The following is an 11,187-nucleotide window of genomic DNA, read 5'->3' as shown; positions in this document are numbered from 1 at the left end:
CATTATTTGAAATTTCGGAATACCGGAGCGTCTGCGGACGCTCCGGTATTCCATTTTTACATGAATACGCCCAGAGCAGCGCGGCGGGCAAGTTTTAATCGTCCTCTTCCCATTGCAATCTGTCCGATTTTGTGATATACTTCCTTCTGCTGTGCTTTTTTGTGCAGTATCCTCAAAGAGCAACTTAGGATTTTAGGCTCCCCGGCATCACTCGAGCAGTGCCGGGCAAAACCCACAGGAGCTGGCGGTTCCTGTGCGGTCAAAATCAAACCGCTGGAGTATTATCATGAATCAGAATTCTTCCGTCCGTAAGCTGGTGCACTGCGGTGTAGTGGCAGCCATCTATGTGGTGCTGTGTCTGGCACTGCAGCCCCTTTCCTATGGTGCTGTGCAGGTGCGCGTGGCCGAGGCTCTGTGCCTGCTGCCCGTGTTCGGTGCCGAGTACATCGTAGGTGTTGTGCTGGGCTGCTTCCTTGCAAACCTGCTGGGCTCTACCATCGTGGATGTGATCTTTGGCACACTGGCTACCCTGCTGGCCTGCCTTGTCACCTACAAGCTGCGCAATGTGCGCTTCAAGGGTCTGGCCATTGCCGCCAGCCTGCCGCCGGTGCTGTTCAACGCGGTGATCATCGGCATCGAGATCGCCGTGATGTTCCCGGACCCCACGTCCAGCGCCCCCATCTGGCTGGCCTGCATCACCAACGGCATCTCGGTGGGCATCGGCGAGCTGATCAGCTGTACCGTGCTGGGCGTTGTGCTGGTAAAGCTGATCGAGAGCAACGCCGCACTGCGCAAGGTGTTTGCGACGGAATAACACAAGGAGGTTTCCATGCAGCCGAACGGTATGATCTTCTGGGACTGGAACGGTACCCTGATGGACGATGTGGATTTTACCCACAGCTGCCTGAACTGGATGCTGGAGACCCACGGCTACCCCCAGCGGTACGATCTGGCTGCCTACCGGGAGCTGTTCGGCTTTCCCATCGAGGACTACTACCGCTGCGCCGGGTTCGACTTTGCGCGGCATCCCTACCCGGAGCTTGCCGCCCGCTTTATGGAGCACTACAACGCCGGTGTGCCCGGCTGCGCTGTAACGGCACACGCCGTTGACACCCTGCAAACGCTGGCCCGCATGGGCTGGCGGCAGGCTGTGCTTTCTGCCTCCCGCCGTGATTACCTGATCGAGCAGGTATCCGCCCGGGGTCTGCAAGGCTTTTTTACCGAGTTGCTCGGCCTTGCGGACATTTACGGCGTAAGCAAGGTACAGCTTGGCACCGACTATCTGCGCCGCACCGGCATTGATCCTGCGGCCTGCGTGATGGTCGGCGACACCGACCACGACGCTGCGGTGGCTGCAGCCATTGGTGCGGTCTGTGTGCTGTACACCGGCGGGCATCAGTCCCGCGCCCGGCTGGAAAAGGTCAGTCCCTATGTCATCGACGACCTTGCCCAGCTGCCCGCACTGCTGGAAACGATATAATAAAAGTGGCTCAGAAACACCTGTCGGTGTTTCTGAGCCACTTTTTTGCAGACAGCGGTCTGCCCATTGAAAAAACTGCCAGTATCCACAAACCGGGTACTGGCAGTTTTGATATGATGTAATTAAAATTTCGCCGGAACGAGTTTGGACTTGTTAGCAGAACGAGGGTTCTATACGATCAATATTTGCAGTAGGTTCTCCGCAGGAGGAATCTCATGCCACAAAAAAGTATGCAAAAAATATCAAATTCGTGTTGTATCAACTTTTAATCGACTACTAGTTTAAATATACAATTTAAGAATATCCGACTTCAAAACCTTCCAATCTCGTTTTTCTGCTGTTTCAAAGCCTTTCTTTGCAAGTTTTTGGCGTAGCGCTTCATTGTTACAAATTTGTTCGATTGCAGAAATTGCTGCGTCGATATCTCCTTGTGGATATAGTAAGCAGTTTTCCCCATCTACTAGATACTCGTGATTTCCGTTGTTCGGAACAACAACACAGAAACCTCCTGTGGCCATCATCTCAATAGGCGGATACGAAAAACTTTCCAACCAGCTGGATTTGAGCAGAATATCGCACTCTGCATAAACCGAGGGCGTTTTCTCATACGGTACACGATGTAAGAACTTATCGTATCTATATTCTGCCTTTGGATTCGCATTGTACGACATATACCACACTTCAAATCGGTCACGGTCTAGTCGATTTGTGATTTTAAAACTCTCGTCCACATTTTTGTAGTCAACTGCACAATCGCCTTCAATTAAAATTCTGACTTTTCTTTCTTTATCAAACTTCCGCTGTACAAAAGGGTATTTCTCCAGCTGAATTCCATTTTGCGCGCACGAAACATTATGACCATAGTGTTTTGTCAGCCAATCATAGCACCATGCAGAAATTGTCAGATACTGCATATTATCCTGCAGATTGTAGGTTGCTTCACACTGCAGACGTTCATTCATATTATATTTGTAAAAATCCGTTTCATAATTTTGGACTAAATAACAACGTTTTTTTACATTTTTATAAGACAGTACATAGTCAACTGTCGTCCACATAGTTGCAACCAGAACATCATACCACATTTTATTTTCAAATGTGGTATCATTCTCCCGACTAAACACTGGGAATTTATGGTTAGCAAATTCCCATATTTCAAACTTTTTTCCATTTGCAATGATGTCCACTTCCCAACCCTGGTCCTGAAGAAAACACGCATGCCAAAGAGCAACCATGATTCCACCACTGATTTCACAGGAAGGAAGTACAAAACCAATGTGCTTTGAAATGGTTTTATTCATAAAATCGCGTAATGCGATATTATTGCGTGTTGTTACATAATTTTCTCTGCAATAGGAATAAGCACGAAATGCCATTTCATTGCGGAGTTTTTCATTCTGTACGAGCTTTGTCAGCACAGAATACCATTCATCATCGCTACAAAGAAAACCTGTTACACCATCTTCAATGCACTGTGCAAATGCCCCAACACGGCTAGCCACTGTACACACTTCTACTAAAGATGCCTCAACCCATTTGTTTTCCGATTTTGCCTCATTAAAAATCGTATTTTCGATTGGTGCCAAATTAATATCAACACTTCCTATCACTTCAGGCAAATGTCGCCAATCTACAAACGGTTTTCTAATAATCCTAGCCTTATATGGTTTCAGTGTCTCTGGTAAATCCAGTTCCCCCATCAGGAGTAATTTTACCTCGGGATTTTCATCCATCACGTGCAATAACGCTGGCAGAATCAGCTCAAAATCCGAATTGTGCGTAAGAGAGCCACTGAAATAGCCAATAATAACATCTGTATTCTTCAAGCTATTTTTTTTACGATTTTTCCGAACTCGTTCACTGATTTTAAGCATTTCCTCAGATGCACAGTTTCTATTAATAAAAACAGAGAGAACTTTCTTTTCCATCTGTTCTTTCAACCGTTCCGTTGTCGTAATTCCGTACTCACAAAGTTTCAAAGTTGCCCCCATACGAATTACGCCACTATCATAAATTGCTCGTTCTCCGCGACTTAATTTTTGAACAGTCGGAATACTATCCGTATAGTTCTTATCAAATACCAAGTCATCGATATCATAATAGGTTCGAACATTTATTGCCTTCGCCATCTGAATTGCTTCGCCGATTGGCTCTGTAAAGGGACAGCGATAGAATATTATAGCTCTGCAATCTAACGGTGTATATTTGTTGCACCTCTCGTACGGAATCCACGTTACAGAAAAACCTGCTGCGGTAAGCTGCTCCACTTGATGTAATACTCTGTAGCGGAGACACTGAGGAACATTTGTCTCGTTTACTCCAGATACTATTAAAATATCATGCGCAATTTTCTTCATTATTGAAGATGAAGCATACGCTGGAAACCGTTTTGGATGCCTTTTCATAAAACGCTCTTTATGAACAGGCCATTGATCATCCTTTTCTGGATCTAACGTTCCAAAAAGTTGCCATGAGATTTTCCGCAAAGTATACCACAGTCCATTTTCGTAGAAGCAGCGATATCTTCTATACAATAAGTTCATTTTGATTCCTCCTCTTTTTCATTTACCTTCAAATATATCGCAGATATCTGTACACAGGCCGACTTGTTTTACAATCCCATGTTCAAGCCAAACACATTTTCCGCAAATTTTCCGAATCTGCTCAATATTATGCGACACAAACAGAACGGTAGTTCCGCCACTCATCAGTTCCATCATGCGGTTCATGCTTTTTTTCTGGAAATCTGCATCGCCTACCGCCAAAACTTCGTCTACGATCAGAACTTCCGGCTCCACTACCGTAGCGACTGAGAACGCCAATCTTGCCAGCATACCAGAAGAGTAGTTGCGCAAAGGCATATCGAGAAACTCTGCACCCAGTTCCGAGAAATCCACGATTTGCTGGTACTTTTCTTTCAGAAAATCCTCAGAATAGCCTAGAATGGCACCGTTCAGGAAAATGTTTTCGGTGCCTGTCAGATCCATATCAAAGCCACTTCCAAGCTCCAACATGGGAACCACATTGCCATGTACGACCACATTTCCCTCGGTTGGCTGAAGAATGCCGGAAATTACCTTTAAGAGCGTGCTTTTACCGGCGCCGTTGTGGCCGATCAAACCAACCACTTCACCTTTTTCCACAGAAAACGATACATTTTTCAGCGCTTCAAACTCCGAATATTTCAAATCGCCCTTCAGTTTTCGAATGGCAAACTCCTTAAAACTGGACACGCGGTCGTTTGCCATACGAAAACGCATGGAAACATTGTTCACTTCAATCATTTTTCCCATAATACGCCCCCACCTCACAAATACAGAACAAAACGATTCTGATTTTTGCGGAATACCGATACACCAATGGCAAACACCACCACCGCCGTAAGGATACACCACAGATAAGAGATCGGATTGGGAGAAATGCCATCAATAATGCAAATTCTCGCAAAGTTGATATATTGGTACATTGGATTCATGTGGTAAAGTGCCAAAAACTTTTCTGGAATGATCGTATCCATATAAAAAATCGGCGTCAGATACATCCAGATCATACTCACAACGCCCCACAGGAACAGCGTGTCCTGAAAGAAAGTCATGCAGGTGGAAAGGATTAAGCTCATTCCCATTACAAAGACAACTAAGCAGAGAATATCAAACACCAGCAACAGCAACGACCACTTGGGCCAAGTACGCGTTAACAGCATGACCGCAAGCAGCGGTATCAAGGAGGTTCCAAGATTGATCAAAGAAGAAAACACGCGGCTTACAGGGTAAATATATTTGGGCATATAGACCTTTTTGATCAATGCTGCATTGCTCGTGATAGAGGTCATTCCCATATTGATTGCTTCATTAAAAAAGTTAAAAAACACTATTCCCGTTAAAAGATACACGGGATAGTTTTTTGTTCCGTTACTGAACAACGTTGAGAATACCACATACTGCACCAGCATGGTCAGCAAAGGGTTCAGGATGCTCCATCCAACGCCCAGCAGGCTTCTTTTGTACTTTGTCTTAAAGTCTCGGCTCACCAACTGGCGGGTCAAAAAGCCATATTGAACCACCATTGCGTAAAATGTTGTCAAGGGGTTGCATTTTCCCTGCTTTGCCTGGTTCCACCATCTTCTAATCACTACGGCAACCGCTGCATACACGAAAAGGATCAGCGGCCAGTATACCTTATAAAAGATCAGGTCGTTGTAACCATTAAAATATGCACACAGAGTTCCACTGCCCGAAGTGCCATCCACCTGATACAGATCTTCTGATGCAATGCCCTTCTGAAGCGTATACTTTCCCGCCTGAACGCTGTTTCCGTAATAAACGGTTATTGCGTTGCCGGGCTGACAGCCTTCGGACCAGATTTTTACCGTGCTATACTGTTTGCGCATTCCATCAAGCGACTCTGCAAACGAAAAGCGTATCACCTGATTGTCCCCCATATCCTCAAGTCTTCCTTGTGCTGAGGAGATCAAGGTGCCGTCTTCGCCATAGATATCAACGTGAAGGATACCAGTATTTTGTCTGCCAAAAGTGGCAACTTGAAGATTTAATGCTTCAACATGGTCAGCTCCCAGCGGCAATCGCTGTTCAACGACCATCCCGTCAACGATTTCACCAATCACAGAGCTGGGAGATAAGGCGGAACCGTTTACAATTTCATGTCGAAAGCCATCTCCGGCCACAAAGAATATCATTGCTGCAAGCAGAAAATAAAACACTGACAACTGTGTCAGCAACTTTTTCGCCTTTTCGAAATTCATTTTGTTTGTCCTTTTCTATTTTTCAGAAGAATGGCGCCGTGCCTTTTCAACCCTGCGATATACATCGTATACATCACGGGCTCCCAAAAAGTATGTATCCTTTTTAGAAGAGGATATGTGCGGGTTCAGTTTCTTTTCAAACCAGTAAATTACAGTTTCCCATAGAAGTTTTCGCAATGCCGATGGTGTAATATTCGTCTCTCCTGGTTTGCATTTTCCTGAACGAATGGCAGCCACAGCCTGAAACTTTTGACGTTTCTGAAAGAGATTTAAGTCAATATTTCCAGAATAAAAACCGTTGATAAGCCATCGCTGCGATTCTTGCAAGCAGGCCGCCTGACGGCTTTCCTTTACTTCACCGCAACTATATCCGCTGCTAAGTGCAATATAGCAGAGGAGATGTTCCAAAACGCCGGGGTCCAGCGGAGATGTCTGATCGTTCAACTTTTCAAGCGCAGCTAATACTACCTCTTTCCGACACCATAGCGAGGGCTGACAAAAAGCCTCGTAATCACACAGGCGTTGCGGAAGAGGAATTCCATAATCTTTTGCAGCTTGCTTTAAATTGAAATGAGCAACCATTGCACTGCGGCTTTGCGGAAAGATCGGCGGATTTAGAATTCCTAATAGAGGTTCTGACTCAAACGTATGAATCACATTCCGAATAAAGTGTGGTCCTGCGACCAAATTACCGTACATACTAAAACGAATCGAAGATTCTGAAATATGCAGACCGTTTGATGGATTTCCCCACATCTCCTGAAGAATACAGAAATACTTATATTTATCGGTTTCTATCTGGTTCAGCACCAAAAATAGGGAAGCAAGTCCCTGCGGTCGATTAGACGAAACCGTGATGTTACAAGATGGAAAAAACTTTTTGATTGTAGGAATGAGTTCAGTGCGACGCGTTATAACGTTCAAATCGCAAGATTCAGAAAGGCTGCATAGGCTCTCCGATAACTCGTGAATCGAATCTTCATGATCAAGTTCTGCTAGGATCAATGCAGGCGGAGTAGGGTCATTGGCAGAATATTCTGAAGGCAAAGTGAAGTTCAGGCATAGGTTTCCCTTCCACAGTTCTTGGTCGTATAGCCGCATAAGGTTCCGATAGATCAGTGCAGTATCATATGTGGTATGGCTGCGGATGTAGCTCATGGACCGCATGACTTGCTCTCCATTGGTGAAGACTGTGGCTTCTGCATTTGTTCGAATAAAATTTTTGCGTTTAACAAAGGGACAGTGATACTGGCTTACCAGCCGATACATTGCATCAGCTGTTGGATTGCAAACGCAATTCGGATTCGTATCCAGCTTTCTGGTATCACAAAAAACAGCGTAAATATACCCCCATGATGCAAACGTTTTGGTTAGAGACAATTCATAATTTGACACCGTGAGATTGAAATTATCGGATATCTTCATATCCTTCCAAAATAGATAAAACCGCTCATCCTGAAGCAATGGCTGCCGTATTACAATAAAATACGACTGTAAATGTTCGGCAATTCCGGGCTGTTTACTGCCTGACCATTTAGCATTGGCCCTTGCATGGATGGTAATTCCCCAAAAGTCGCAAGGCTCACGCTGCTTCATCTCCTCAAAGACCTTGTCTATCGGCACTAGAGGGCCATAGCAGGTATCATTGAACCAGACCAGCTCATCAAATGTGTTCCAATACTCTCTTGACCGAAGATTTGTGAAAAAGTCTTTTAGTGCTCCGGCATCCATCCCGGTGTTTTCTCTACAAAAAATGGTTTCACTCCATTGGGAAAGCCGATCATGTCCTTCTTCTGTCAGGAAGCCATTGCAAACGGTCACAATCTCCGTACAAACCTTTCGCATCGATGCCAAAAGAAACACTACATAATCATCTACAACTCCTTGAGGATCATAAAATACAAAAACTCCAAGTCGTCTCAATTTTTTCTCCTTTGGCAGTTCTAATTTCTGCGACGTTGAAAACTCCCAAACACCACCAGCCACAAATCACTCAGGCAGTTTCTTGGTGAATTGTAGTACCCCCACCACGGTGCCAGTGCCAGCCAGCGGAGCGGACTGCGTGTTTCCATGAGCTTCTGCCGCTTTGCACACCAGATCTGCGCCGCAGCAAGCATTTTGCAGCGTTCTACCGGCACAGCATCCGGGTGCTCTGCCGCAAAAGATTGCAGGGCACAAAGCTGTTTGTGGATATAGCGCAGGTTTTCTTTTTGCAGGGCAACATCTTTGTAGCGCACCCCGGATGCATTATCAGAATACCGCACATAATCCATCAGCACACGGTTGTAAAACCATGCGCCGTCCTGCACTGCGGCCATAAGCCATAGAAATTCGTCGTGGGGCGAACCATCAAACCACAGCTCTTTGACCGCATCAAAAAAGTCGCGCCGCACCGCATAAGTACAGCCCGGATAAGGGTTCATAAAGAAATGTTTGGTAAATCCATATCTTGTAATCAGGCCCTGCGTTTCTGCAGGTGTTTTCTTGTAAACCGTTGCTTTTAGGGCTCCAGACTCGTAGATCACACGGTAATCGCAGGCAAGGAGTTTGATTTCCGGGTGCTGTTCCATCACTGCGGTCATTTCTGCAAGCTTCTTCGGGTACCAGATATCATCCTGGTCGCAAGGGAAAAGAATGTCCCCTGCGGCTTTTCGCAGACCCTCCATAAAGTTTTGCTTCCAGCCTTTGCGCTTGGCATTGACATAAAACTGCCAGCTCTCCAGACAATTCTTGCGGATGAAGCTCTGTACCAGCTCAATTGTGCCATCCGTGGAGCCATCATCAAAGATCAGCACCTCATCTGGTGCACGCTCCTGCTGCAACAACGACAGAAGCTGCTTTTCCAGATGCATTTTTCCGTTATAGGTGGTCACGACCACTGATATTCGCAAAATGATGTTCCTCCATTCCATACAGCGCACAGACCTGCCTGTCCAGATTTTCTTCTGCAAATCCAGCACTCTCTACGCAATGTCCCGCAAGGCTGCGTTCCATCGGCTTTGTCTGGACAATACGCTCTGCCCATGCTTCATCAGGCTGTGTAAGTGCGAGGAACTGAGTCTGCGGCAGGATCTTCACTTCCTGCGTGATCGTGTCAGCAAAAATGCAGGGCAGACCGCTGGCCTGCGCTTCTACACCCACAATGGGCAATCCCTCAAACAGGCTGGTCATCACAAATACATCCATCGCCTGCAGATAATCTTCCGGCCTATTCACATTACCGCAAAACAGCACCATCTCCGCAATGCCAAGCGCCTTGGCTTCCTGCTGAGATTGTTCGAAATTCTCTCCTTGGCCGCAAAGCAGAAGCCTTGCCTGTGGCTTTTGCTGCAAGACTGTTTTGAAGATGCGGAAAAGCCGGGTGTGATTTTTTTGCTGGCTGAAACGGCCAATGTGGCCAACCACAAAGCAGTCCTGCAGCCCCAATTTCGCCCGCATTTGTTCTCGTACGGACGGGGAAAAGGAAAAACGCTCGCAGTCTATTCCATTGACAAGTACCCGGAATGGCCGGGTATATAGCATCTCTCCCGCCGCACGCGAACACGCCACCGGATCCGTAACCAAACGGTTCAGCAGTCTGCCAAGGGTCGCTTGCTTAAGGGCAGGCTGGTGCGCGCAGTTATGACAATGCGTAATGCGCACTGTCGCGCCGCCAACCCATACAGCCAACAAGTCAAATGCCATCGTGGCACTGTTGCCGTGGATGTGCACAACTTCATAGCCTTTTTTCTTGACCAATGCTGCCAGTGCGGCCATATAGCAGGGCAGCTTTTTTTTACGGGAAGGCAGCTGATATACGCTGCCGATCGCTTCCAGCTGCGGCTGGATATCCGCACTGCAGCCTTCACCCAGTGCAAAGCCCACCAAATATTCCCGTGCCGCTATGCGGGCTACCCGGAGCAGGATCTCTGTCAAACCGTCCATGGTAAGCCGTGTTGTTGCGATCAGCAAAACCTTCTTCATGGCCGATTGCCCTTCTTTTGCTCCATAGTATCCCACATAATTCCTATCTTTTCCAACTTTTCCGCTCGTTCTGAAGTTATGATGCAATTACTGTTTTTGCCTGACTTCTTCCGGGCACTTTTTGTCAAGCCAATCATCGGCTCCGTTTATAACCATCTGCCATACAGCTGACACAAGGAGTATTCAGATCTCCGTAAGGGTATCTTCCATTGCAATCATTTTCGACATAATTGTACGAATTCTCCTGTTATTTTATCATGGATGCAGAGGGAAATCAATATAAACAGAGCGGGTTTTCTCAGATAAAAACATTGCATGAAGCGTTTCTTTTCAACAACACGCTTATTTTAAGGAGAAACGTCCCAGCCGATCCCCCATGCTCGAATAAGTTGTCAATCTGGCGTCAACTTCTGCTTGCCAGCAGCCACACAAAAAAAGACAGTCCCACCACCCGGTGGAACTGTCCTCGACATTTTCCTCGTTCAGCTTTACAAAAAAGTCTGTCAGAGTCAGCCTCCAACAGATTTCCTGTTTGCGCCTGAAATAATTTTTGGCACTTTTTCAAAACCAGTTCGTCATTCTGCCGAATAAAGAAAAAAGCACGAAAATTCTTAGCGAATCAACGTGCATTTTTTGGTCGGAGCAGCGGGATTTGAACCCACGGCCTCCTCGTCCCGAACGAGGCGCGCTACCAACTGCGCTATGCCCCGAAAATACCGCAGCTTATTCGGCTGCGGTAACTGGTTGGGGATGAGAGAATCGAACTCCCACAAGTAGAGTCAGAGTCTACCGCACTACCACTATGCAAATCCCCAATATTCGGTTGTGTCAGCCGCGCCGTGCGTTGCTGACAAGGGATATTATACACGCCGGCGGGCTGCTTGTCAACCATTTTTTCAGTTTTTCTGCAAAAGTTTTCGCAGCGGCCGCCCGGTGTACATAGGCTTGTAAATTTTTGGTTTTTCTCTTGACAGCACTCCCC

Annotated in this window: 8 protein-coding genes, 2 tRNA genes and 1 riboswitch; of the genes, 2 read left to right on the top strand and 8 right to left on the bottom strand. The window is 46.4% G+C overall.

Features of this window, described 5'->3' with window-relative positions:
* Window positions 1–177: 177 nt before the first annotated feature.
* Window positions 178–279, top strand: a riboswitch (PreQ1-III riboswitch).
* Between the two features lie 7 nt (window positions 280–286).
* Together WMO20_RS09060 and WMO20_RS09055 are read left to right on the top strand one after the other, a co-directional pair.
* On the top strand, window positions 287–814 hold the full coding sequence (locus tag WMO20_RS09060) for a QueT transporter family protein (protein ID WP_112090653.1): 528 nt from the start codon (window positions 287–289) through the stop codon (window positions 812–814).
* Between the two features lie 15 nt (window positions 815–829).
* Window positions 830–1,480: an HAD family hydrolase gene (locus WMO20_RS09055; RefSeq protein ID WP_349186549.1), complete on the top strand. Its 651-nt coding sequence runs from the start codon at window positions 830–832 to the stop codon at window positions 1,478–1,480.
* Window positions 1,481–1,761: 281 nt separating this feature from the next.
* On the opposite strand, the gene WMO20_RS09050 is transcribed toward WMO20_RS09055, so the two are convergent.
* The 8 genes from WMO20_RS09050 to WMO20_RS09015 all read right to left on the bottom strand — a co-directional run bounded on the left by WMO20_RS09050 (window position 1,762) and on the right by WMO20_RS09015 (window position 11,020).
* Window positions 1,762–4,023 (bottom strand): glycosyltransferase, encoded by a 2,262-nt coding sequence (locus WMO20_RS09050; RefSeq protein ID WP_316544651.1) that lies wholly within the window; start codon window positions 4,021–4,023, stop codon window positions 1,762–1,764.
* An 18-nt stretch (window positions 4,024–4,041) separates the two neighbouring features.
* On the bottom strand, window positions 4,042–4,773 hold the full coding sequence (locus WMO20_RS09045; protein ID WP_349186548.1) for an ABC transporter ATP-binding protein: 732 nt from the start codon (window positions 4,771–4,773) through the stop codon (window positions 4,042–4,044).
* A 14-nt stretch (window positions 4,774–4,787) separates the two neighbouring features.
* Window positions 4,788–6,242 (bottom strand): ABC transporter permease, encoded by a 1,455-nt coding sequence (locus WMO20_RS09040; RefSeq protein WP_349186547.1) that lies wholly within the window; start codon window positions 6,240–6,242, stop codon window positions 4,788–4,790.
* Window positions 6,243–6,257: 15 nt separating this feature from the next.
* Window positions 6,258–8,228, bottom strand: coding sequence for a rhamnan synthesis F family protein (locus WMO20_RS09035; RefSeq protein WP_349186546.1), 1,971 nt, complete (start codon window positions 8,226–8,228; stop codon window positions 6,258–6,260).
* On the bottom strand, window positions 8,186–9,094 hold the full coding sequence (locus tag WMO20_RS09030; protein ID WP_349186545.1) for a glycosyltransferase: 909 nt from the start codon (window positions 9,092–9,094) through the stop codon (window positions 8,186–8,188). The genes WMO20_RS09035 and WMO20_RS09030 overlap by 43 nt, the downstream gene beginning before the upstream one ends.
* Before the next feature lie 7 nt (window positions 9,095–9,101).
* A complete protein-coding gene (locus WMO20_RS09025) occupies window positions 9,102–10,205 on the bottom strand; it encodes a glycosyltransferase (RefSeq protein WP_349186544.1) in 1,104 nt (367 codons plus the stop codon).
* A gap of 634 nt (window positions 10,206–10,839) precedes the next feature.
* Window positions 10,840–10,915, bottom strand: a tRNA-Pro gene (locus tag WMO20_RS09020).
* A gap of 31 nt (window positions 10,916–10,946) precedes the next feature.
* Window positions 10,947–11,020, bottom strand: a tRNA-Gln gene (locus WMO20_RS09015).
* Window positions 11,021–11,187: the final 167 nt, after the last annotated feature.

Source organism: Faecalibacterium intestinale (assembly GCF_040096575.1).
In the GTDB taxonomy this organism is placed as follows: Bacteria; Bacillota; Clostridia; order Oscillospirales; family Ruminococcaceae; genus Faecalibacterium; species Faecalibacterium intestinale.
This window is presented reverse-complemented; position numbering and strand designations above follow the sequence as displayed.

Coding starts and splice junctions, on each gene's coding strand:
- WMO20_RS09060 (WP_112090653.1), top strand. CDS start 287: ATGAATCAGAATTCTTCCGTCCGTAAGCTGGTGCACTGCGGTGTAGTG.
- WMO20_RS09055 (WP_349186549.1), top strand. CDS start 830: ATGCAGCCGAACGGTATGATCTTCTGGGACTGGAACGGTACCCTGATG.
- WMO20_RS09050 (WP_316544651.1), bottom strand. CDS start 4,023: ATGAACTTATTGTATAGAAGATATCGCTGCTTCTACGAAAATGGACTG.
- WMO20_RS09045 (WP_349186548.1), bottom strand. CDS start 4,773: ATGGGAAAAATGATTGAAGTGAACAATGTTTCCATGCGTTTTCGTATG.
- WMO20_RS09040 (WP_349186547.1), bottom strand. CDS start 6,242: ATGAATTTCGAAAAGGCGAAAAAGTTGCTGACACAGTTGTCAGTGTTT.
- WMO20_RS09030 (WP_349186545.1), bottom strand. CDS start 9,094: ATGCATCTGGAAAAGCAGCTTCTGTCGTTGTTGCAGCAGGAGCGTGCA.
- WMO20_RS09025 (WP_349186544.1), bottom strand. CDS start 10,205: ATGAAGAAGGTTTTGCTGATCGCAACAACACGGCTTACCATGGACGGT.